This is a genomic window from Deltaproteobacteria bacterium, from assembly GCA_026129095.1.
Lineage (GTDB): Bacteria > JAGRBM01 > JAGRBM01 > JAGRBM01 > JAHCIT01 > JAHCIT01.
Genome location: JAHCIT010000002.1, coordinates 520,442 through 543,079 on the forward strand (window position 1 = coordinate 520,442; position 22,638 = coordinate 543,079).

The window sequence follows — 22,638 nt, forward strand, 5'->3', positions numbered from 1 at the left end:
ACGCACAACCCTGTCTGTCAGATATCGAGTTCCTTCACATCGAGGGCATGTTTGTAAATGAAAGCTTTGCGGGGCTCCACCTCATCGCCCATGAGAACGGAAAAAACCTGATCGGCGGCTATGGCGTCCGCGACATTGACCCGCAGGAGAAGCCGCCGCGCTGGATCCAGCGTCGTCTCCCACAGTTGTTCGGGATTCATCTCGCCGAGGCCCTTGTACCGGGTAATCTGATAGCCCTTCTTGGACTGCTCCATGATGGCTGCCCGTACGTCGTGAATCGACTGGTATTCGACCGCGCCCTTTTCCGACACCAGCCGGAACGGCCGGTCGCCAGCCTTCAGGATTGTTGGTTCCAGTCTCCGGAGCTCTGCCCATTCAGGTAGTTCGAACTCCTCCTGGTTCAGAAGAGTGTCAAACCGCTGGCTGCGATAGTTGGTGATAAACTTGAAACTGAATGTGCCGTGCTCCTGGTCCTTCGGCAGGTATGGGTCAACCGGGCCCGCTTCAGGATAGCGCTCCGTAAGGTATTCCAGCACCGAGGCCATGACCTCCTCGGAACGGGGTTCCGAACGGAATGCCTCCGGGTCCACGGCCCCGGCTTCCCGGGTAATCTTGAGGAACGCCTCTACCACCCGCGGATCGCAGTGCCGCCGCTCAATCCTCTGGAGCACTTTTTCGTACCGGGATACCGTTTCCAGCCAGTCGCGTAGTTCTCCGCCCTGGAGCAGCTGCCCTCCCTGCCCCTGGAGCGTAAGGCCTTCGGTACCCAAATCGATCAGGAACTTTTCCAGCTCTGGTTCCGTCTGGATGTACCTTTCGGTTTTTCCCTTCTTCACCCGGTAAAGCGGCGGCTGGGCGATGTAAACATGCCCACGTTCGATCAACGGCGCCATGTGCCGGAACAGGAATGTTAGAAGCAGCGTACGGATGTGGGAGCCGTCAACATCCGCGTCGGTCATGATGATGATCTGGTGATACCGGAGTTTCGCCGGATCGAACTCCTCGCCGCCAATACCTGTCCCGAGCGCCCGGATAAGGGTGCCTATTTCCTCATGGGACAGCATCTGGTCGAAGCGGGCTTTCTCGACATTCAGTATCTTTCCTTTGAGCGGGAGAATTGCCTGAAAAGCACGGTCACGGCCCTGTTTGGCGCTTCCACCGGCCGACTCTCCCTCAACGAGGTAGATTTCACACTTCGAAGGATCCCGCTCCTGGCAATCCGCAAGTTTTCCTGGCAGGTTTGCCACGTCGAGAGCATTCTTCCGGCGCGTCAGTTCACGGGCCTTTCTGGCAGCTTCGCGGGCTGTCGCGGCTTCGGCAGCCTTGCCGATAATCGCCTTGGCCGCAGCGGGATTTTCCTCAAAATAGGTGGTCAGACCCTCGTTGACCACGTTCATCGTGATGCCCTTCACTTCGCTTGAAACCAGACGATCCTTGGTTTGCGAATTGAACTTGGGGTCTGGAACCTTAACGGAAACAATCGCCGTAAGCCCTTCGCGCACATCTTCACCGGTAATCGAATAATCGCCCTTCACCAGCGACGGGTTCTTCTGAATGTAGCTGTTGATTGCCCGTGTAAGCGCGGCACGGAAGCCCTCCTGATGGGTTCCACCGTCACGGTTGAAGATGTTGTTGGTAAAGGAGTTCTCGATGGTCGAATAGGAATCGTTGTAGGCCATCGCCACTTCCACGACTATGCCGTCCTTCTCGGTCGTGAAATGGATCGGCTGGCCGTGGATAATCTTGCGGCTCTCGTTCAGGTACGCAACGAAACTGACAAGGCCGCCCGGATAATTGAACAAGGCCTGTTTGCCGGTACGCTCATCAAGGAACTCGATGGAAAGTCCCTTGTTCAGAAAAGCGAGATTGCGCAACCGGCTGGCGATCGTTTCGTAGTTGAACTCGATACTGGTAAAAATCTGGGGATCGGCGCGAAAGGTTACCTTTGTTCCGGTACGGTCGGTAGTTCCGACGACCTCCAGCTCTTTTGCTACCGCCCCGCGCTCAAAACGCATCTGGTGAACCTTGCCCTCACGCCGGATTTCGAGAGCGAGCCATTCGCTGAGACCATTCACCACGGAAACACCGACACCGTGCAATCCGCCGGACACCTTGTAGGCATTGTGATCAAACTTGCCGCCGGCATGGAGCACCGTCATCACCACTTCACAGGCCGGCCGGCCCTGGGTGGGATGCATGCCCGTCGGAATGCCTCGGCCATCATCCTCGACCGTGACGGAGTTGTCGGAATGCACGACCACCCGGATGTTCGTGCAATAGCCGGCAATGGCTTCATCCACCGAGTTGTCCACAACTTCAAAAATGCAGTGGTGCAGGCCTGTGCCGTCGTCGGTGTCGCCGATATACATCCCGGGGCGCTTGCGGACCGCTTCCAGCCCTTCAAGCACCTGGATTGACGATTCGCCGTACTCGGAAGCCGGTCTTTCTACTGTTTCTTCGACGCTACTGGACATTAGGTTACCTGGAACAGGCGCTGACGAACCGCCGTACTGCCGCCCTCAACTGCGGTGCAAATCCCTTCCAACCGGGACAGCACAATGTAGCACCGGCGGACAGGTTATGAAAGGGAAAAAAAAGCCAAAAATACAAATAATATCAATATGTTATACTGGTGCGGCGACAGCTGGCCATCAGATCCGCATGGGCATGATCACATTGAGGTAATTGGTGTCATCAGCCCCAGAAATTGTAGCCGGATTGATTTCATCAATGACTGCTATTTCGATTTCATCACCGCTGGTATGGTCAATGGCGGCAATCAGGTACAGCACGTTAAAACCAACCAAGAGGGGAGCGCTGTTGTAGTCACACGACAGCTTTTCAGTTGTTTCACCCTGGCTCTGGTTGCTGCATTCGGTGGTGAGCTCCCCTTTGTCCAGCTTGAGTTTAACAAGGTGGGTTCGCTCATCCGCCAGAATTGATGCCCGCTGCAACGCACCGAGAAAATCTGACCGGTTCACCTTCATAATACGGTCCGACTTTTGGGGGATGACGTTCGCGTACCGGGGAAACTCCGCATCAACAAGCCGCATTACCAATACCGTGCCATCAGCTTTGGCAACCACATGACTCTTCTGGATTGACAGCTCAACCTTTGGTGCCCGCTCGCAAAGTTTGCGCAATTCCTGCACCGACTTGCGATGAATGATGACACCGGACTGTCCGATCGCTTCCTTCGCACTTTCTATTTCTCGCTCGACCAGGGTCAGCCGGTGTCCATCTGTGGCCACCATCCTGAGCATTCCGTCGTTTTTTGGTGAACGCTCAACGTAGACGCCGTTTAAAGCAATACGCGATTCGTCACTTGAAGCTGCAAAGACGGTTTTATCGATCATGTCCAGAAGCATCTGGCTATCAAAAGTGAAGAACTGTCCCTTGTCGATCGGTGCCAGTGGAGGAAAATCTTCTCCCGGAAGCCCATACATGGTTGGCTGAAAACGCCCCACCGTGATCTGGCACCGGTTGTTGTCCTGGAGCTTCACGGTGACCTTGTCCCCCGCTGGCTGCTGAACAAGCTCCAAGAGCTTCTTGGCACCCAGTGTAAAGGTTCCGGTCTTTTTCACATCAGCCGCCAGACTCACCCGGATACCAACATCCATATCGGTCGTGATGAGCGTAACCTGATTTTTCTCGGCACTCAGGTACACATTGGAAAGTATCGGCATCGTATTTCGACGCTCAACAGCACCCTGAACAGACTTCATTGCATCGGTAAAGAGACTGCGCTCAATGGTGAATTCCATGTCGTTCTCCTGAAAACCCCTTCGTGTCGTCCAGCTCCATTTTGAACAAGCTTGTAGCTATCATCGGAATGGGAATGATCCTAGCTTTGCCAAGTGTGGAGAGGAAACTTCTATCAGGTTCTATATATAAGAAAAAGAATCGTCGGAGTAGTAGGAAAGGACAAGTCCGGGGAAAACGGAATAAGTGCCGGAATTCTACCACCTTGGATCATGGAAAAGTTACAGGACAAGTGGTGGATAAGTGGGGTTGCACTGGCAAAAAGAATCCGTCGCTGGGGACAATCGGTAATTAGCCCCCAGAGATTTCGTGGTAATCCAGAGCCAACCCCCAGGCAGTTCTGTAAAGCAGCAAGAAGCCAAAGAAAATACAGGCCAGACGGGCTATAGCCGGCTGGCCTGTGCGCATACAGGATGGTTCTAGCTGTGACCCGCACCCGTCATTCCGGTCCGTCGTAAACTGAAATTTTCCGGCCTAACCTGTCCGCCGTTGGTTTGAATGGCGGGCAGCTTTGGAGAGCTGGAGACGACGTTGAAGAAGAGCCGTTTTAGTGAAGAGCAGATCATTGGAGTCCTGAAGGAGCATGAGGCCGGGACGGCGGTGGAGGATCTCGCCCGCCGCCACGGGATCAGCGCGGGCACGCTGTACCGCTGGAAGGCGAAATACGGCGGGCTGGAAGTGTCGGACGCCAGGCGTCTGAACGCGCTGGAAGAGGAAAACCGCAAGCTCAAGCAGCTGGTGGCCGATCAGGCGCTGGACCTTCAGGCGGCACGGGCGATCATCGCAAAAAAGTGGTGACGCCCGCCGCGAGACGGGAGGCGTGCGAGTTCGCGGAGAACGAGCACGGCCTTCCGGAGCGGCGGGCCTGCCGGCTGGTGCGCCAGTGGCGCAGCGTGCAGCGCTACCGGCCCCGGCCGAAAGACGACGGGCCGCTGAGGGAAAAACTCAGGGCGCTGGCGGCCGAGAGACGCCGGTGGGGTCACCGGCGGCTTCACCAGGTGCTCAGACGCGAGGGCTGGAGGGATAACCTGAAAAGGGTCGTGCGCGTCTACCGGGAGGAAAAGCTCCAGGTGAAGAGCCGCAAACGGAAGAAAGTGGCACGCGGTGAAAGGAAACCGCTCGAAGCGCCCGTGCGGGCGAACCAGAGATGGAGCATGGACTTCATGAGCGACACGCTGTGGGACGGACGGAGTATCCGGGTGCTGAACGTGGTGGACGACTTCACGCGGGAGGCACTGCCGTCGGAGACGGACACGTCGCTGCCGGGCCTCAGGGTGGCGCGGGTGCTGGACCGGCTGATCGCGGAACGGGGAAAACCGGAGGCGATTGTCTGCGACAACGGCCCGGAGTTCACCGGAACGGCCATGGACCAGTGGGCGTTCGAGAGCAAAGTCCGGCTGGCGTTCATCGAGCCGGGAAAGCCCGTCCAGAACGCCTTCGTGGAGAGTTTCAACGGACGGATGCGGGACGAGTGCCTGAACGAGAACTGGTGGGTGAGCCTGGAGGACGCCCGGGCGGGGATCGAAGCGTTCCGCCAGGACTACAACCGGAACCGCCCCCACGGATCGCTCGGCTGGAAGACGCCCAAGGAGTTCGCCGCTGGCTTGCCGCCCCTCGGGGCGGCAAGCCAGCCTGAAGGAAGCAAGATGTTCAACCCGCCGGAGATTTCAGTTTAGTCCGGACCTAAAGTGGGGTACGGGTCAGCTGCCCAGAATACGTTGCTTGATGATTTCCAGCTGGTGCTGGAAGTTATCGTCATTCTCACGACGGAATTTCATCTGGTCCACCGCATACATCACAGTAGTATGGTCTTTACCGCCAAAGGCAGTACCAATCATCGGAAAGCTGGCGTCAGTCAATTCACGGCACATGTACATCGCGACCTGCCGGGCCAGCGCCAGATGGCGGAACCGCCGACGTGAAAGGATCTCCTCGTAAGATACGTCATAGTAGGTGGATACCTGGCGGATAATGGCCTCGATGGTTGGCTTCCGAGGCAGCTCGACAACAACGGGCCTGAAAAGTGGCGCGATCCGGTCCAGTGACGGTGCTTCCCGGGTCATTGAACAGTGGGCAATCACCTTGGTGAGCGAACCCTCCAGTTCACGCATGTGGACACCACAATGCTTGGCCAGAAACAGCATCACGTCATCAGGCATGTGAAACCGGTATTCATCGGCCTTTGCCTTGAGAATGGCCAGCTTGGTTTCGATATCCGGGGGCTTCACATCTGCGGTCAGGCCCCACTCGAACCGGCTGATGATTCGCTCCTCAATGCCTTTCAGCTCGTCAGGGTGCTTGTCACAGGTGAGTACGATCTGCTTGTTGGCCGAGTAAAGCTCGTCGAAGACATGGAAAAACTCGTTCTGCGTGGCGTCCTTGTCGGCAATGAACTGGATGTCGTCAATCAGCAGCAGATCGCATTCGTGCCTGTAAAGACGGCGAAGTTCCTCGGTACGGCGTGTTTGCAGCGCGGTAATCACGTCGTTGGTGAAGTCCTCGCCAGACGCATAGACCACGCGCATCTTGGGCGACAGTTTCAGGAGTTCGTGGCCGATGGCGTTCAGCAGGTGCGTTTTGCCGAGCCCGACGCCGCCGTAAATGAACAGGGGGTTATAGGCCAGCCGTGTCATCATCGAGGAGGAGCGCGAGCCGTCGGCCACGGCTTTGGCGGCTGCATGCGCAAACTGGTTGCCGTTGCCGACGATGTAACGGTCGAACGTAAAATGGTCGATCAGCCGGCGCCGCATCAGGCGGTGACGGGGCGGGTCGTTCCGTGTGCTGTCCGGAGCCGGTTGCACAGATGGGCTGGGTAGTGTGCCGGTGGTCGATGGAGCATTAAGTGACGAATCGCCCGAGGAGCCGTTTTGCGGAACGAAATTGATACGCACGTCGAGTTCGGTGCGGCCAGCTGTTTCTGTAACAACGTTCCGGATCAGGGGCAGGATGTCGGAACTTTCTATCTCTTTTTTGGCGATCTGGTTGGGTGTCTCCAGCACGAGCAAACGATCATCACTTTCTGGTGAGACCTTCAGCGGTTTGATCCACATATTAAAGCGATGGTTATCCAGGGATTGCAGCAAACGCTCGCGTGAATCGTGCCAAACCTGTTCCTGTTTCATTCTGCCCTCTCAAGAATGTGCTCAGGTGATCAGCAATTACCCACAGCTTTTCCCGGCCGGTGGATAACTCATCAAGCAGTAACGCTTTGGAGATGCTACAAGAGCATCTAACCAATTGAATTTTTTGGCAAAATTCCCTTCTTCACCAGCCGGGCACCTACTCCCGGCTGGGTCCGAATCAGCCCTTCAACTTGTTACGGGTTGTCCCCGTGACCACCAAGGTTGGAAAAACTATAGTCGGCTCTTGTGTAACTTCAACGGCACACCAAATAAGAATTATAACCTGCTAAAATTACAGGAGAAAAACCGGGCAAACAACGACACACATTTCCACAGGAAATTCCCCCAATACTGTGGAAAACCAGCCAACTCATTGAAATCAAACTGGAAATGGTCTTTCTGGCAAAACTGTTGGTAACTCTGCAAACAATAAATCCAATGTTATTAATAACTTGGCCCGATATCTCGGCGGCCTGTTGTGTACAACAACCGGAAATGAAACGGATTTGGTACATATAGGCTTTTCTGACTTCTCCACATTGCCCTATCGGTACGGAAATTATCTTAGGGAAGACGGGTTTCGCCTCTGGCCGTGCAAGCGTGTTATCACAGGCTGGTAAGAGGTTTTGACCGTTATTTCCTGACAGGAGTTGTGCACCCATGAGCCCCGTACTGCAGGGATTCATACCGCAGAGACTGCTTTCATCTTTTCTCGGCTGGATGGGGCATGTTCGGCGTCCGCGGTGGCTAGTGCACCGTTTTGTCGTGTGGTTTGCGCGGCACTACGGTGTCAATCTGGAAGAAGCCGAACACCCCATCGGACACTACGAATCATTTACCAGCTTTTTTACCAGGCGGCTGAAGCCGGGGCTGAGACGGTTTCCGGATGCTCCGCAGGCCATTGGTTCCCCGGCCGACGGTACGGTGGCGGCAAGCGGAGTTGTGACGGCAGGCCGCGCCATCCAGGCCAAGGGGATCGACTACCGTCTTGAGGATCTTCTCTGCGACCGGGAGCTGGCCGGTGCGTTCGAAGGCGGCACTTATAGGACAATCTACCTTTCACCTAAAGATTACCATCGTGTTCATGCACCCTGTTCTGGTGTCCTGCGGCGGCGAATCCATGGTGGCGGCAGGCTCTTTTCCGTGTCAGCGAGCACCGTCGCACAAGTGCCCAACATTTTTGCCGGTAATGAGCGCGTGGTCCTGGAGTTTGACGACGGTTCCAACGGCCGGTGGATGATCGTGCTTGTTGGTGCGCTGGTCGTTGGCGGCATTGAAACCGTCTGGGAGGGAACTGTGAACCCGCTCCGGAAAGGTATGAAATCGGACCGGGTATTCGAGGGGATGATCAGGGTCAGCCGGGGCGATGAAATAGGCCTGTTCCGTGCCGGTTCCACGGTGATCTGTTTTTGGCAGAAGGGACGGGTCCGGCTGGAACCGTTCGGCGACAACGCGCCGGTGAAGCTGGGGGAAACGATCGGGGAGCGGGATGTGTGATAACATAAAAGTAGTTGATGTTTATGTTATCTATTCCTCCGCTGCTTCTTTTCCTGTATGCCCGACATACCGAACCGGCGGTCCAGCTCTCCCCACATGTCCGTAAGAGGAATACCGGCACCTTCCAGCACAACAAGGAAGTGATACAGGACATCTGCCGCCTCATAGATGACGGCGGCTTTTGTCTGTGAGGCTGTCCGGGTGTGCGCCTTGCCCTTCCCTGCCTTTTCGAGATCTGCCGTGGCGAGCAGTAGCTCGCTTGCCTCTTCGAGCAGCTTTTTCCCGCGCTTTTCAGCTGACTGGGACAACAGTTTCGCCGTATAGCTGGAATCCGGCTTTGCCGTGCGCCGCGTGCGAATAGTCCGTAGAAGTTCAAACAGGACGCGTGAGTTTGCACGGGCAGGAGATTTTCCAAATGGCGCCGTCTGATAAAAGCAGGTGGGTGCCCCCGTGTGACAGGCAACGCCTGTCTGGTCCACGCGAGCTATCAGCGTATCGCCGTCGCAGTCGAGTTCGAGCGACTCAATGCGCTGGACATGGCCGGTTGTCCCGCCTTTTTTCCAGAGTGACCCGCGCGAACGGGACCAGAAATGTGTAAAGCCGGTCTTGATAGCCAGCTCCAGGGCGCGCCTGTTCGCCCAGGCGAGCATGAGCAGTTCACCAGTCTCACGATCGACGACAGCCACCGGCACAAGGCCTTTCTCGTCGAACCGGACACGGGCAATGAGCTTGGCGGGGCGGATTCGCTCCGGGGGTGGTGCCTTTGGTGGTATGTTTTTCCGGGCAGGGGTTTTGGGTGCTGTTTTTACGGCAGGCATCGTGACGAGACGGGCTCCTTTCCTGTCCTTCGTCAGAAACAGGAACGGGTGAGTATACACGCACATCAGGGAATTTGGTTGGAGCGGTGTTCCACGTGGAACAATGAGCAGATAAAAGACTGAAAAAGCTGCAATCAGGCCTTTACCCCGCCCTGCCCGTCTCCCATTAATGGGAGACGGCTATCCGGTAACGGTGGACGGGAACACGAGGGAAACACGCGTTGCTTGCCAAGCGGATTATTCCCTGCCTGGACGTAAAGGACGGGCGGGTCGTCAAAGGGGTCAACTTCGTCAATCTCCGGGATGCCGGCGACCCGGTCGAAATTGCCAGGGCCTATAACGACCAGCGAGCCGACGAACTGTGCTTTCTCGACATCACCGCTTCCCATGAGGCCCGTGACATCATGTTGGATGTGGTCCGGCGGACCGCGGAAACAGTATTCATGCCGCTTACTGTGGGCGGCGGCGTCCGGACCATTGAGGATATCCGGAAACTGCTGGAAGCCGGCGCCGATAAAGTTTCAATCAATACGGCTGCCGTGGATCGGCCGGCGCTGGTGGAGGAAGCCGCACTCGCCTTCGGCTCCCAAGCGATTGTTGTGGCCGTGGACGCCCGGCGGGTGACGGATTCCGACGCACCCCGCTGGGAAGTATTTACGCACGGAGGTCGCCGGGAAACAGGTCTCGATGCGGTCACCTGGGCTTGGGAGATGGCCCGCCGGGGGGCAGGGGAGATACTGCTTACCAGCATGGATCGGGATGGCACCGGTGAGGGGTATGACATCGGGCTTACCCGTGCGGTGGTGAAGGCGGTACCGGTACCGGTGATAGCCTCCGGCGGGGTGGGTAAGGTGGAGCACTTCTATGAGGGGCTTGCCGAGGCAGGGGCCGATGGAGCCCTGGCGGCGGGGGTTTTTCATTTCGGCCAGCTTACGATTGGCCAGGTCCGGGCCTATTTAAGAAAGAATGGCGTTCCGGTCCGCCACGATCCGCGACTATAGCTATAATTGGCGGGGCCGCCACGGTTCACCACGCCTTGCCACGCTTCAACCAGGGTATGTTCCACGTGGAACACGGCTTTGACCTGACTGTGGAAGGTCAAAAACTGACGACTGGAGCCCTTTCGGGGTCCAGCCGTCTTCTGCAAGCGGCCTCGCTTAAGAGTTGGTCCTTTTCCGGTCCTTCAGTTCCTTCTGTCCCACATCTTTATTTTTTCTTACTTCCGGACCAGATACAGGGACTCTTCAGCGGTGTCGCCATCCAGAACAATGGCATTGGGGCCGAGCCTGGAGATCCGGTACGTTCCCGTAAGCGGTCCCGAGAGCTCGACGAGGTCATCATTCAGCCGGACTACGGAACCGTTTTCGGCTCCTCGGCGGCTGATCTTTTCAACGGTAAAACGAGAGATATTCAGGGCGAAGCTGTCAGCGGCGACCACCCGGCCTGAGGTAGTGGACTCCATCACCTGGACTTCCCATTGGCCCGAAATATCGCTTCGGCCTGTGTAAAGCGCAGCCTGCGCTCCGGTGAAAATTCCAAGTCCCAAGGCAGCTGCGGCAATGCCGGCGGCTCCAAGCTGGCGAACCCTTTTTCCATCGCGGATCATGACATGCGCCTCCTGAAAATGGCGTCCTGAACTGCCATGAATACGCACAGGCCATGCCATTGGGGAAAGGCAGGGGTATAAGCAATGCTAGTAGACGGTAACTACTGGAGAATTCGCCTGTGGACAGAGAGGTGGAAACGAATTAGCAGGCGCCGATAATTCTCATTCTGAGGCGGAATGAAATCCCAAATTGAGATGGAATCTCAACTTGGGAATCGGTGGAGAATCCGAGTTATGTATTTTTGTGGTGGCATTCCCACAGGCCAGGATTATGGATCCCGGACGAAAACGACGCTCAGGGCTGTGGCGCCTGGCGGTTCTTGGGATGGTTGGGGTGATCCTCGGGCCACTCTATAAGCGGAGGCGGCTCCGTGGCGCGTGGCCGCCGGGGACGTTTGGGTGGTGCGGCGTCAGCAGGAGGTGTTTCAGCTTCCGGAACCGGAGAGGGGGGCGGCGGTGCCGGTTCTGGCTCTGGGGGTGGAGGCAGTACGGGTTCGGACGGGGCAGTTTCGGCTGGCGGTGGCTGGTAACGCACCAGAGCCCTTTCGCCTTCTTTCATCACCGAATTGATCTCTTCCTGCGTGAGACCCATCTCCTTCAACGCTTCTTGGGCAGAATGACGCCACCGGACGGCATCCCGGCCAACGGGCGGAAGGGTGAGATATTTGAGAAAGGCATAGATCGATTCTGGCTGCCGGCGAAGGCTCTGAAGTGCACGGCCCATGTTGTACCAAGTATCGGCGTAGTCGGGTTTCAGTTCGAGTGCCTTTTGGTACTGGACCAAGGCATCGTCCACTTTCGCCTTTTCGTGATAAACGGAACCAATGTTGTAGTAGATAGACGGGATTGTCGGATCGAGGGCAAACGCCTTTTCGTACTGTTCCATGGCTGCATCGAGTTCGCCGCTGTCGTCCAGTGCTGTGCCGAGCATATTGTAATAATTTGCGTTATTTGGATCGAGTTCGATCGCCTTGCGGTAATGGTACAAAGACAGCTTGAACTGTCGGTCTTCCTGGAGGGCGCGGGCCAGTTCGGCATGGACAACAGGGCTGGCGGGATTGTCGACAACCTTGTCCTGGCGGGCTCGGATCACCCGCCGACGGTCGGCTGAACTCATCTCGTAGAGCGGACCTTTCGGCAGGCAGCCGGAAATGGAAACCGCCAGAAGCGAAAAGCAGAGGAAGGTTGCAGTTTTTCGAGAGAGCGGGTTCAGCACAGTGGCCTTTAGTGTAAACGAACCGGGCGCCGGTTGCGCAAGGAATTTATTGCTGTCTTGAGGCAAGCCAGCGGATCGAGGGCACGTGAGCTTCGGCAGCAGCAAGTATTTTACTGTGCCAGCGGCCAGTTTCCCGCCGGTGCAGCATCAGAACCGCTTCGTCCTTGCGTACCGATTCGGGCCGGTTGGCCGGTGACCGCGGAAGCTCAAACTCCAGCCAGGCGCCCGGCCGTCTGTCCAGGGTTCGTGAAATACGATCCTTCAGGTCGAGATACTGGCTGTTAGAAAAGTACCCAGTCGTAATGGAATTCCAGAACAAAACGGGTGTGGACCCGGCGGACCATTCCTCCGGCTCCAGCCCGTCCGGTAGCTCCATCTGGCGGAATTCAATTTTCGGCCTGCCGGGACTTATAGCAGCTTCAAGCCCCAGCTCCAGAAGCTTCATCCGCTCGGCCTGGTCTGGCCAGACGAGTGCTTTCAGCCACAATTGTGTCTGGGGGTCAGACGCATCAAGAGGATTCCTGTCAATGCCAATTCGCCGTGCGACCTGCCAATCGAAAGTGCGAGGCGCGTCGCTTCCGGTCACCGGCGTCTCGAGGGACGACTGACCAGGACCTCCGGCGTAAATCCGGTCGCCATTATCATAAACAGTAACCCACCCTAGACGGTCAGCGGCGAGGGAAAGCCCGGCGCTGGAACCCAGTTCGACCAGATCGAACTGCCGGAACTCCAGCACAGAAGCTGCAAGAAGCCAGCAGGCGGACCGGCGTATCTCGTTTGTCTGGATCTGACCGCTCCGGAGTGTTTCCATTACAGCCGGGGACGGAGCGGACAGAAGTGACTTTACGCCCTCAAGAAAGTCTGCTGCCTCGGATCTGTCCAGCCCGACCGGCAGGCGCCGGCCATAGAATGTCTGCAGGATTCTTGCGGAGGGTTCTCCTCGTAAAACGGCGGCGTGGATCGATGCCGCAACAACCAGCGGAGACTCAAACCAGGCGCCGAAAGTCCGCTGTGCCCAAGTCGTTTCAAGAAGCCTGCGAAACCATTCCTCTTCCCTCCACCACTGGCCCAGCGCATTGAAAAGAATTTGGTACAGGGGAGACCGTTCCTGGCAGAATTTCGCCTGCTTGTCGCAGATATCGGCAAAACCAGAAGGTACGGGCATGGAACGCCAGCCTTTGTCAGACTTGAGGCTCAGCGCCTAGGCGGGATGCCAGAGCTTGCATTTTCCGGGCAAGCGCGGTGTCGAGGTCAGAGATTGCCTTGAGATCATGGGTGATGAGATCAACGGTGATGTAGGCCCAGACATTAAACCACTCAGGATGGTGATCCATTGCCTGCGCCTCCGCGGCGATGGCCGACATAAAGCCGATTGCCTCAGGAAATCCGGTGAATTTCCATTTCACATGGAGCTTGCCGCTCTCGATCCGCCAACCAGGAAGCAGCTTCAGGGCGTCAGCAATTTCGGTATCCGTCAGTCTTCTCGCGCGCATTGGGAATAGTCTCCTGATGTTGGCGACGGTAGCCGCCCGGGGGATCCCGGCGTCAACCGGTATGTATGTGCAGGCGCGAAACATAGTTCGCACTGCGCTCGCTGATACGCGTTTGGCTTCTGGGGATAGAGCATAAAGAACAATGATTTTTACCGGCAGATTCGGTAAAGATATCGCTCATCAGAGTGGCGCATGAAAACCAGCTGCCACGGAGGCCTGCAATCTAAAGTGAAGCCATCACCGCAAGAGATGAAGATGCTCTATGAGAAGATGCTGCTGTGCCGGCGCTTCGAGGAAAAAGCCGCTGTTGCGTACGGTACGGGCAAAATCGGTGGTTTCTGTCATCTTTATATCGGACAGGAGGCTGTTGCTGCTGGCGCTCTCTGCATGCTTCGCAAGACGGACTATGCCATTGCAGCCTATCGTGAGCATGCTCACGCAATCCTGAAAGGAATTGACCCCAAATACGTCATGGCCGAGCTGTATGGAAAGGTCACCGGCTCATCACGTGGCAAAGGCGGATCAATGCACATCTTCGATATGGACTGCCGTTTTCTGGGTGGACACGGGATTGTGGGCGGCCAGATTCCGATCGCTGCCGGCGCCGGATTTTCCATCAAGTACCGCAAGACCGATGATGTTGTGGTTTGTTTCTTTGGCGAAGGCGCCATTCATCAGGGCGTATTTCATGAGTCAATGAATCTGGCAGCCCTGTGGCACCTGCCGGTTATCTTCATTTGCGAGAACAACCGCTATGGCATGGGCACTTCACTGGAGCGTGCATCGTCCATATACGACCTTTCCAAGAAGGCGCTTGCCTACGAGATGGAGCGAGGTGTGGTCGACGGCATGGACGCGGTGAATGTCTGGGAACGGGTGTCGGAAGCCGTTGATTATGCCCGGCATACCAAGAAGCCGACCCTTCTGGAAGCCCGTACCTACCGGTTCCGCGGCCACTCGATGTCTGACCCGGCTACCTACCGGACCAAGGACGAGCTGAATGAAATGAAGAGCCGCGATCCCATCAGCCTGCAAAAGGAGCTCCTTGTAGCCCAGAAACTTGTTGACGAGGCGTGGTTCGAGGAAGTGGATAAGAAGGTCAAGGCCGAAATGGAAGTGGTGATGAGATTCGCCGAGGAGAGTCCGGATCCTGATCTGGCCGAACTTCATGATCATGTGCTGGTGGAGCCAGAAGAACAGTCGCAACGGGAAGGAGCGAAGTCTGATGGCTGAACTTTCCTACCGCGAAGCGCTGAATCGTGCGATGGCAGAAGAACTTGCGCGCGATCCCGATGTATTCCTCATGGGCGAGGAAGTGGGCCTTTATCAAGGTGCCTACAAGGTATCGAAGGGACTGCTCGAGAAGTTCGGTGAAGGAAGGATAATCGACACACCTATTACTGAAGCAGGCTTCGTCGGGGTTGGTATCGGCGCGGCCATGTGTGGATTGAGGCCCATAATCGAATTGATGACTTGGAACTTTTCGTTTGTGGCGTTTGACCAGATTGTGAATAACGCCGCCAAACTCCGGTACATGTCCGGCGGCAAGCTGAAGATCCCCATTGTTTTCCGGGGGCCGCAAGGCGCCGCTCATCAGCTCGCCGCCCAGCATTCACAAACCGTTGACGCACTCTACAGCCATTTTCCGGGTCTGGTTGTGGTCGCACCGGCAACTCCGCGGGATGCTTATGGGCTGCTCAAATCGGCCATTCGTGACGATAATCCTGTGATATTTCTGGAAAGCGAGGTGCTCTATAACGCCAAGGGGCCGGTGGAAGATAACGAGTTCCTGCTTCCGATCGGAAAAGGTGAAATAAAGCGCGAGGGGACAGACGTTACCGTCGTTGCCTGGAACAAGATGCTGTATGTGGCCCTGACGGCTGCGGAACGGCTTTCCCAGCAGGGCATATCAGCCGAGGTGATCGACCCGCGTACGCTCCGCCCGCTGGATGATGAGCTGATCTTCAACAGTGTCCGGAAAACAAACCACTGTGTTATTGTGGAAGAAAGCTGGCCGCAGAATAGTGCAGGAGCGGAGATTTCTGACCGGGTTCATCGCCAGTGTTTTGACTACCTCGATGCTCCGGTAGCAAGGGTAAATTCGCAGGATGTGCCGATGCCGTACGCCAAATACCTCGAGCATGCCGTCATGCCCGAGGTATCTCAGGTGATCGATGCAGTAAAACTGGTGCTGTACATTGAAGATTAGGGGTCTTTTCAGGGAGTAACGCGCGATGGCTTACGTGCTGACGATGCTGCGCCTTTCGGACACGATGACCGAGGGAGTGCTGCTCAAGTGGAAGAAAAAGGAAGGCGACCGTGTCGAGGTAGGCGACGTCATCGCCGAGGTTGAGACTGACAAGGCGGTCATGGATCTGGAGTCGCCTGAGGCTGGTGTTCTTCGCCGGTATGTGATTCTGGAAGGCGCTACAGTACCTGTTGGCGCACCTATCGCTATTATTGCCGAAGCAGATGAGAAAATTGACGAGGTCCTGGCCTCCCTGAAAGGCTCAGGCGATGCAGCCCGGCCCGTTTCGACCAAGCCGCCGCCTAAAGTGGTGAAAGCTCCAGAAGCTCTGCCGAAGGCCGGCGGCACAGCAATACCTTCATTGTCAGAGCCGGCCGAAACTGGCGACGGACGGATAAAGGTGTCTCCACTGGCGGCACGGCTGGCGGCTGAGCATGGCGTCAAGCTGGACCGCATCAAGGGCTCGGGGCCGGGTGGCCGGGTAGTCAAAAAGGATGTGGAAGCGGTGCTGGCTGCTGGAGCCAGTTCCGACGCCGTGACGCCACCCGCTCCCGCCGAGCTTCCTGTCGCGCCTTACTCGCAGAAGAGCAAGCTCCTGGACAGCGGAGACGAATTCCTGCCGGGTGAAACAATGCCGCACTCCCAGATGCGGAAGACGATCGCCCGCCGGATGACGCAGTCCAAGCCTGGTGTTCCTCACTACTATCTCACCATCGCGGTGGATATGGAGAATGCGATCGATTTCCGCTCGCAACTCAACAAGGCGCTCCCGGAGTCGGACAGGATTTCCATGACCGATGTGATTGTAAAGGCATCGGCACGTGCGCTCACGCAGAACCCACGTGTCAATTCCAGCTGGACCGACGGGGCCACAGTGCTTCATCCGGCGGCCCATATCGGGCTTGCGGTGGCACTGCCAGATGGAATTCTGACACCCGTGATCCGGGACTGCGAGCGGCGGGGTCTTCTGGACATTTCCCGCGAGCGGCGGCTCCTGACCCAGCGTGCGCGTGAGCGCAAACTGGCTCCGGAACAGTTCACCGGAGGAACATTTTCGATCTCTAATCTGGGGATGTATGACATCGCCCATTTTACGGCGATTATTGCCGAGCCCGAGACAGCAATCCTGGCCGTTGGAATGATCCGGGATATCGCCGTGGTCAGGAATGGCCAGGTGGTACCGGGCAAGCGGATGGATATCACTATGTCGTGCGACCATCGGGTTATTGATGGCGCGGTCGGCGCAGCCTTCATGCGGGACCTGAAGGGAATTCTTGAAAATCCGGCCACACTGACGCTGTAGGAAACGGACGAAATAGCAGTATGAGCGATACCCAGTACGACCTGATCGTCGTCGGCGCCGGGCCTGGAGGATACCCGGCCGCGATACGCGCTGCACAGCGAGGCCTGAAGACGGCAATAGTCGAGCGGGATACCTTAGGAGGCATCTGCCTCAACTGGGGCTGTATCCCGACAAAGGCGCTTTTGAAGACGGCAGATCTGTACGATCATGTGAAAAAAGCGGCCGATTACGGCATCCAGGCCGGAGAGCCATCGCTGGAGTGGACCCGCGTAATTCAGCGCTCGCGGCAGGTGGCCGACCGGCTCTCTAAAGGTGTCCAGTCGCTGATGAAAAAGCACAGGATTGATGTGCTTTACGGCAACGGGGTTATCGAAAAAAGGAACCGTGTGGTCGTTACCAATTCGCAGCGGCAGGCAACGGCTTATGCGGCAAAATACATCGTCATTGCGACTGGAGGCCGTCCGCGACAGTTGCCAGGCATTGAGTTCGATGGCCGCCTTGTTATTTCCTCGAAAGAGGCGATGGTGCTCACCGAGCGGCCGAACTCGATCGCTATTATCGGGGCAGGAGCCATTGGAGTAGAATTCGCCAGTTTCTACGGATCAATGGGATCCAAGGTGACGCTCATAGAGGCGCTCCCCCAGATTCTCCCGATGGAAGACCTGGAGATCGCGGGTACCGTTCACAAGTCACTGGAAAAGCGTAATGTGGATATTTTCACCGGCGCGAAGGTCGAAAGGGTGCTACCGGCCGACGGTATTGTGACGTTGTCCATTCAGCCGTCGTCCGGCGAAACTGTAAGCGTGAAGGCTGACAGGCTACTTGTTGCGGCGGGAGTTTCTGGCAATATTGAAAACATTGGACTCGAAGCACTCGGCGTGAAGACGGAAAAGGGTTTTGTCGTAGCGGACCGGACCACTTACGCGACAAATATCTCCGGCATTTATGCCATTGGCGATGTAATCGGACCGCCGCTTCTGGCCCATGTGGCAACCAAGGAAGCCATCGTTTGTGTGGATCACATCACTGGGCATACACAGAGCTATGTAAACTACGACAATGTGCCAGGCTGCACTTACTGTTCGCCGCAGGTGGCGAGTGTGGGTTTCACCGAATCGAAGGCAAAAGAGAAATACCCGGATCTCGTCAGGGTAGGGCGCTTTCCGTTCCGGGCGTCAGGCCGGGCACTCGCTTCGGGTGATCACGATGGACTGGTCAAGTTCATCATCCACGCCCAAACAGGCGAAATACTCGGTGTTCACATGGTGGGTGCCGAGGTAACGGAACTCCTGCCCGAAGTAATCATGGCTCGAGAAATGGAACTGACGGTGCATGAGCTTCATTCCCTGATGCATGCACATCCGACACTCGCCGAGGCTGTCATGGAGGCTGCCGCCGATGCGCTGGGCGAGGCCATACACATCTGAAGACCGGGGTCCCGACAGTCCACTGGAAATAGAACTGTGGCGGTCCCGGCAGCCGGTTCCCTATGGCCCTTCTTGGGAGCGGCAGAAAGAACATGCCCGTCTGGTGGGTGAAGGCCGTGCGCGTCCCGCGCTCTGGCTTCTGGAACATGAGCGGGTCGTCACCGTTGGCCGGAGCGGTGCTGAAGGGCTTCTGCATCAGACACCGGATGAACTGAAGGCCCGGGGAATTGATTTCTTTGAGGTGGATCGCGGCGGCAAGGTCACCTGGCACGGACCGGGCCAATTGGTGGGCTATCCGCTGATGCCGGTGCAGCAGATCGACCTGGTACCTTACGTTCACCGGCTTGAGCAGACGATTATCGACACGCTCGCCCATTTCGGCATCGACGCATGGACCGATCCGCCCTTTACCGGCGTCTGGACCGAGAAGGGAAAGATAGCTGCTATTGGTGTACGGCTTGCTGGGAACGTGACAACACACGGCTTCGCTCTGAATGTCCGGAACAGGCTGGACGACTTCGCATATATCGTTCCCTGCGGGCTGGAGGGCAAAGCCGTAACATCCGTAGAAGCATTTTTGGGTGAACAAACGCCGGAACTTGACGCGGTGGCGCACCGATTTGTGGAAGAGTTCACTCGCCAATACGATATTCTGGTTGCCATTGAACGCGAAATCAGCGCCGGCGGCGAAGTGGTCCAGCTTCCGGCTCGTGAAATTCCACACAGGGACCGATCGAGAATTGTCGCCTATTACGAAGAAGGCCTGTCGGGCCGAAAACCGTCATGGCTGAAGGTGGCAATTCCTTCCGGGCGGAACTTCGCTGATCTCAAAGCCCGGGTTGCTCGCGAAGGGCTGAATACGGTCTGTGAAAGCGCTTCGTGTCCCAACATTGGCGAGTGCTGGGAGCGGCGCTCGCTCACGCTGATGATATTGGGCAACACCTGCACCAGGCGGTGCGGTTTCTGTGATGTTGCTACCGGCCGGCCCTTACCAGTCGATCCAGAAGAACCCCGCCGGGTATCGCGGCTTCTCGCCAGTCTCGATCTGGCTTACACGGTTATCACCTCTGTCGATCGTGATGATCTTTCGGACAAAGGGGCAGCGCATTGGGCAGCGGTGATCAGAGAGGTCCGCCAGGGGAACCCTGGTATGCGCATCGAGGTGCTAGTGCCTGATTTTCAGGGTGACCGGGTGGCACAGGAAATGGTTTTTGCCGCTAGGCCTGATGTACTGGCCCACAATCTGGAAACCGTCCCGCGTCTGAATCGTCTCGTTCGCCCGCAGGCCCGTTATGAGCGTTCGCTGGAGTTGCTTGAAAGCTCGGCCAAGTGGCCTCTTCTGACCAAAAGCGGTCTCATGCTGGGACTCGGTGAAACGGATGATGAGGTGATAGAGGTCATGCGTGACCTGCGCCGGGCTGGTGTGGGAATTATGACGCTCGGACAGTATCTACGGCCATCAATTGCACATCTGCCTGTCACCCGCTGGGTTCACCCGGACCAGTTCGCGGCGTTCAGGGCATTCGGTGAAAAGGATCTCGGCTTTCTTCGTGTCGAAAGCGGGCCCCTGGTCCGCAGCTCTTATCACGCCGATGAACCGGGTTTGGACGCACTACAGAAAACCGCATTGCGCTGAAGCGCAATTATACAACTTCTACCACACGGGTTCCGGCTCGACGGTCATGTGCGGTCTCGCTTCCACCTATAATGAGAGGCAGCGCGCCCCAGCAGATGATTAGATTGAACGGCCAGAGCCAGAAATAGCGCCGGATAACAAGTGCGGGTGAGGCATCGGCGCCATCGCGGGAGACAATCTTCAGTTTCATCAGCATGTCGCCGGGGGTCTGGCCAACCAGCGTGACAAGACCGACATAGAAAATCCCTTCGATCAGTGTTTTCAGGATCAGGAGCACCCACCAGGTCCGGGCAATCCATTCTCCTGGGTTGTGAAGAACAGAAAACTCGGCTCCCGTGAACCAATCGGCGGCGACGACAAACATTGCGAGAGCCACAAGCGTGATGACTGTATCTATGAGATAGGCAATCGAGCGCTTGATAAGCAGCTTACGGGGAAGCGTTAGCCGGGGTTTGAGATTGGAAAGCGAACCGAGTGACGGCAGACGGTCTTTCAACCGGGAACGGGCGGCCATCGCGGGATAATTGTCCAGCTTTCCTGTCAGACCAATACCGGGAGGCGTATCGAGCCGGATACCGATGCCAGTCCCGGTGCCCAGAATATCGGCTGATTCGAGCTGTGACTCGGGCGTTATTTCCTGATTCCCGCTCTGTCCCAGTTTGAAGCTGATCTGGTCGAATCGGGAATGATCGGGTGAACGGGCGCTGACAAGGGTTTTTCCGGTTACACTGGAGCCGGGTTCATCGGCCTGTGAAAAATCGAGTCCCATGGCGTCAGGGAATCTGCCATCGTTGAAGGGAACGATCGGTTCCGGATTCGGGACTACCGGGGCATCAAACTTCTGCGACATATCGTCCATTTCGGAAAATATCTGCTCAATCCTTTTTTCAGGGGGTGTCCACGAGGGCAGACTGACGCTGTTGCTAAGGTTTGTGGGAAGCTCCTCCGGTTGCGCGTAATACACGGCCTGAGGCCCGCTGGAATCGGGAGGAGCTAGAGCGGGTTCCGCGTGCCGGATACTTGCTGCCGGCTGGATCTCGCTGGGGTGTGAATCCACTGGTGGCGTAAAGATGTTATTATTACCGCTAGAACGCTCTGTACCTGGCTGCTCAACACGGGCCTCAGGCCACTCATCGTTTTCTCGATTATCATCAACTACACCCAGCCGCAGGATTTCTGGCAGCGGCCGGTCGATATCAGCCGTCGTGATGGGGAGGCTGTCACCGGTCAGGAATGAATGATCTGCAACTGGCTCGGAAGCGACTTGTACGGCCAAATCGTTGCTGATGTCCTCGATATTGTCTTCGGAATCATTTGTGTTGGTTGTGCAGGTTTCAGTGACCGCAGGGATAGCACCAGATTCTGATACCGCCTTGGGAATTACTTGCTCCGTGCAGGCTCCTGCATCTGGTGGTGTTCTTTCCGGCTCAACAGTGTTGACGATCCGGGTGAAAGTATCCTCGGCATCTGAGCGATCCAGGTAGACAGTACCGGCCAGCATGGGGCTGGATTGGTCGAAAACGTACTCGGACGGATCGTTCTCCACGACGGCTTCAAGCTGTGATGACGGGAAAGCTTCAGGTGAAGCAGCCGGGAAGAGACGAGGCAGCCGCTCGCCGGACAGTGGCTTGGGTCTTGGGAGTGCGACTTTGAGCGGCTCGATCTTTGGTGTCTTTAACTCTGGCCGTGCCAGTTCCGGAACCGCAATTACCGGTGCCGGTTTTGGAAGCGCAATGGGAGCTGGAGCTTCGCGAGCTGGTGCCGGATGAAAACTGGTCTCACCGACATCAGAGGACAACAGTTTTTCGCTGGATTCTGTCTCGACTGGAGCTACCGTTAAGAGTGGCTCAGATGTCGCAGGACTGTATTTCGTTGAAATGGAACCTGCATCGTAGCCTCGCGCCACAATTTCCGCATTCTTTTGGCCGCTGGCGATCTGTTCTGGCAGGGGGGCAGGTGCACGGAGATCCACCCCTGCCAGTTCCGGTTCGGGGCGTGCGAAACGGGAAAACGACAGCTCATCAAGCGGCACTTCCGGGCGAATCTCCTGCTGAAAAGCCAGGGCCGTTTCCGGGGTCGCCCTGGCCGTGACGGGAGGATTATCCAGAGTAGGTGGAGAATTAAATTCCGCTGACACTACAGCGGACGGCATCTCTGCGCTGGCTGCAGTGGCCGCCGACATATCCGGAGGTACCACTTCAGTAGTCGCAGACTCTACTGACATTGTGGGAGCAGTTTCCTTTTGTCGCCGTCGGCGTGGACGAACAGTAGCATCGGTTTTTGCCGGTAAAGATCCGGGTTCGATGGCTTCCATAGCGGCGGAGGGAATTGCCTCAACGTCCACTACAGCTGCTGGCGGAGAAGATGAATCTTCGGACACTGCCTGAGGTATGATTTCGGCAGCCGGTGTTTCAGGAATCAGGGAAGGGACTACAGCTGGGGCTGTTTCCGGCGCTATTCCAAGGGCCGAGCCACACTTCGGGCAGGTATCAAGGGATTTAAAATAGAGG

The 22,638-nt window shown here is 56.8% G+C and carries 16 protein-coding genes and 1 pseudogene; 8 read left to right on the forward strand and 9 right to left on the reverse strand.

Annotation, left to right across the window (positions count from 1 at the left end):
• Positions 1 to 17: 17 nt before the first annotated feature.
• Both gyrB and dnaN read right to left on the reverse strand, forming a co-directional pair.
• Positions 18 to 2,474: a DNA topoisomerase (ATP-hydrolyzing) subunit B gene (gene gyrB, locus KIT79_04790; protein ID MCW5828617.1), complete on the reverse strand. Its 2,457-nt coding sequence runs from the start codon at positions 2,472 to 2,474 to the stop codon at positions 18 to 20.
• Between the two features lie 177 nt (positions 2,475 to 2,651).
• Positions 2,652 to 3,764: a DNA polymerase III subunit beta gene (gene dnaN, locus KIT79_04795; protein ID MCW5828618.1), complete on the reverse strand. Its 1,113-nt coding sequence runs from the start codon at positions 3,762 to 3,764 to the stop codon at positions 2,652 to 2,654.
• A gap of 529 nt (positions 3,765 to 4,293) precedes the next feature.
• Between dnaN and KIT79_04800 the strand changes: the two are divergent.
• Positions 4,294 to 5,360 (forward strand): annotated as a pseudogene (locus KIT79_04800) (IS3 family transposase).
• 102 nt (positions 5,361 to 5,462) lie between these two features.
• Here the strand turns inward: KIT79_04800 and dnaA are convergent.
• Positions 5,463 to 6,884 (reverse strand): chromosomal replication initiator protein DnaA, encoded by a 1,422-nt coding sequence (dnaA, locus tag KIT79_04805; protein MCW5828619.1) that lies wholly within the window; start codon positions 6,882 to 6,884, stop codon positions 5,463 to 5,465.
• A 660-nt stretch (positions 6,885 to 7,544) separates the two neighbouring features.
• Here dnaA and psd point away from each other — a divergent pair.
• On the forward strand, positions 7,545 to 8,381 hold the full coding sequence (gene psd / locus KIT79_04810) for a phosphatidylserine decarboxylase (GenBank protein ID MCW5828620.1): 837 nt from the start codon (positions 7,545 to 7,547) through the stop codon (positions 8,379 to 8,381).
• Between the two features lie 26 nt (positions 8,382 to 8,407).
• Here the strand turns inward: psd and KIT79_04815 are convergent, their stop codons facing one another.
• Positions 8,408 to 9,199: a bifunctional phosphoribosyl-AMP cyclohydrolase/phosphoribosyl-ATP diphosphatase HisIE gene (locus KIT79_04815; protein MCW5828621.1), complete on the reverse strand. Its 792-nt coding sequence runs from the start codon at positions 9,197 to 9,199 to the stop codon at positions 8,408 to 8,410.
• 221 nt (positions 9,200 to 9,420) lie between these two features.
• Between KIT79_04815 and hisF the strand changes: the two genes are divergently transcribed.
• The gene (gene hisF / locus KIT79_04820; GenBank protein ID MCW5828622.1) at positions 9,421 to 10,200 is read left to right on the forward strand and encodes an imidazole glycerol phosphate synthase subunit HisF; all 780 of its coding nucleotides are present in this window, start codon (positions 9,421 to 9,423) and stop codon (positions 10,198 to 10,200) included.
• A 215-nt stretch (positions 10,201 to 10,415) separates the two neighbouring features.
• On the opposite strand, the gene KIT79_04825 is transcribed toward hisF, so the two are convergent.
• From KIT79_04825 to KIT79_04840, 4 genes are all read right to left on the reverse strand, one after another.
• Entirely contained in the window at positions 10,416 to 10,805 is a 390-nt protein-coding gene (locus KIT79_04825; GenBank protein MCW5828623.1) for a hypothetical protein, read from the reverse strand.
• A gap of 295 nt (positions 10,806 to 11,100) precedes the next feature.
• On the reverse strand, positions 11,101 to 11,922 hold the full coding sequence (locus tag KIT79_04830; GenBank protein ID MCW5828624.1) for a tetratricopeptide repeat protein: 822 nt from the start codon (positions 11,920 to 11,922) through the stop codon (positions 11,101 to 11,103).
• A gap of 145 nt (positions 11,923 to 12,067) precedes the next feature.
• Positions 12,068 to 13,186 (reverse strand): DUF2332 family protein, encoded by a 1,119-nt coding sequence (locus KIT79_04835; GenBank protein MCW5828625.1) that lies wholly within the window; start codon positions 13,184 to 13,186, stop codon positions 12,068 to 12,070.
• A gap of 16 nt (positions 13,187 to 13,202) precedes the next feature.
• The gene (locus KIT79_04840; GenBank protein ID MCW5828626.1) at positions 13,203 to 13,514 is read right to left on the reverse strand and encodes a 4a-hydroxytetrahydrobiopterin dehydratase; all 312 of its coding nucleotides are present in this window, start codon (positions 13,512 to 13,514) and stop codon (positions 13,203 to 13,205) included.
• A 249-nt stretch (positions 13,515 to 13,763) separates the two neighbouring features.
• On the opposite strand from KIT79_04840, the gene pdhA reads away from it, so the two are divergent.
• The 5 genes from pdhA to lipA all read left to right on the forward strand — a co-directional run bounded on the left by pdhA (position 13,764) and on the right by lipA (position 20,128).
• Positions 13,764 to 14,747 carry a pyruvate dehydrogenase (acetyl-transferring) E1 component subunit alpha gene (gene pdhA, locus KIT79_04845; protein ID MCW5828627.1) on the forward strand — a complete coding sequence of 328 codons (984 nt, stop codon included), beginning with the start codon at positions 13,764 to 13,766 and terminating at the stop codon, positions 14,745 to 14,747.
• Entirely contained in the window at positions 14,689 to 15,723 is a 1,035-nt protein-coding gene (locus KIT79_04850) for a pyruvate dehydrogenase complex E1 component subunit beta (GenBank protein MCW5828628.1), read from the forward strand. The genes pdhA and KIT79_04850 overlap by 59 nt, the downstream gene beginning before the upstream one ends.
• A 25-nt stretch (positions 15,724 to 15,748) precedes the next feature.
• Positions 15,749 to 17,065, forward strand: a complete 1,317-nt coding sequence (locus KIT79_04855; protein MCW5828629.1) for a 2-oxo acid dehydrogenase subunit E2 — start codon at positions 15,749 to 15,751, stop codon at positions 17,063 to 17,065.
• Between the two features lie 20 nt (positions 17,066 to 17,085).
• Positions 17,086 to 18,492 carry a dihydrolipoyl dehydrogenase gene (gene lpdA / locus KIT79_04860; GenBank protein ID MCW5828630.1) on the forward strand — a complete coding sequence of 469 codons (1,407 nt, stop codon included), beginning with the start codon at positions 17,086 to 17,088 and terminating at the stop codon, positions 18,490 to 18,492.
• Between the two features lie 301 nt (positions 18,493 to 18,793).
• On the forward strand, positions 18,794 to 20,128 hold the full coding sequence (gene lipA, locus KIT79_04865) for a lipoyl synthase (GenBank protein ID MCW5828631.1): 1,335 nt from the start codon (positions 18,794 to 18,796) through the stop codon (positions 20,126 to 20,128).
• A gap of 7 nt (positions 20,129 to 20,135) precedes the next feature.
• On the opposite strand, the gene KIT79_04870 is transcribed toward lipA, so the two are convergent.
• A complete protein-coding gene (locus tag KIT79_04870) occupies positions 20,136 to 22,442 on the reverse strand; it encodes an RDD family protein (protein ID MCW5828632.1) in 2,307 nt (768 codons plus the stop codon).
• Positions 22,443 to 22,638: the final 196 nt, after the last annotated feature.

Bases quoted from the DNA above. Each gene is read 5' to 3' on its own strand.
- gyrB (MCW5828617.1), bottom strand. From the start codon at position 2,474: ATGTCCAGTAGCGTCGAAGAAACAGTAGAAAGACCGGCTTCCGAGTAC.
- dnaN (MCW5828618.1), bottom strand. From the start codon at position 3,764: ATGGAATTCACCATTGAGCGCAGTCTCTTTACCGATGCAATGAAGTCT.
- dnaA (MCW5828619.1), bottom strand. From the start codon at position 6,884: ATGAAACAGGAACAGGTTTGGCACGATTCACGCGAGCGTTTGCTGCAA.
- psd (MCW5828620.1), top strand. From the start codon at position 7,545: ATGAGCCCCGTACTGCAGGGATTCATACCGCAGAGACTGCTTTCATCT.
- KIT79_04815 (MCW5828621.1), bottom strand. From the start codon at position 9,199: ATGCCTGCCGTAAAAACAGCACCCAAAACCCCTGCCCGGAAAAACATA.
- KIT79_04825 (MCW5828623.1), bottom strand. From the start codon at position 10,805: ATGATCCGCGATGGAAAAAGGGTTCGCCAGCTTGGAGCCGCCGGCATT.
- KIT79_04830 (MCW5828624.1), bottom strand. From the start codon at position 11,922: ATGAGTTCAGCCGACCGTCGGCGGGTGATCCGAGCCCGCCAGGACAAG.
- KIT79_04835 (MCW5828625.1), bottom strand. From the start codon at position 13,186: ATGCCCGTACCTTCTGGTTTTGCCGATATCTGCGACAAGCAGGCGAAA.
- KIT79_04840 (MCW5828626.1), bottom strand. From the start codon at position 13,514: ATGCGCGCGAGAAGACTGACGGATACCGAAATTGCTGACGCCCTGAAG.
- pdhA (MCW5828627.1), top strand. From the start codon at position 13,764: ATGAAGATGCTCTATGAGAAGATGCTGCTGTGCCGGCGCTTCGAGGAA.
- KIT79_04850 (MCW5828628.1), top strand. From the start codon at position 14,689: ATGTGCTGGTGGAGCCAGAAGAACAGTCGCAACGGGAAGGAGCGAAGT.
- KIT79_04855 (MCW5828629.1), top strand. From the start codon at position 15,749: ATGGCTTACGTGCTGACGATGCTGCGCCTTTCGGACACGATGACCGAG.
- lpdA (MCW5828630.1), top strand. From the start codon at position 17,086: ATGAGCGATACCCAGTACGACCTGATCGTCGTCGGCGCCGGGCCTGGA.
- lipA (MCW5828631.1), top strand. From the start codon at position 18,794: ATGCCGGTGCAGCAGATCGACCTGGTACCTTACGTTCACCGGCTTGAG.
- KIT79_04870 (MCW5828632.1), bottom strand. From the start codon at position 22,442: ATGGAAGCCATCGAACCCGGATCTTTACCGGCAAAAACCGATGCTACT.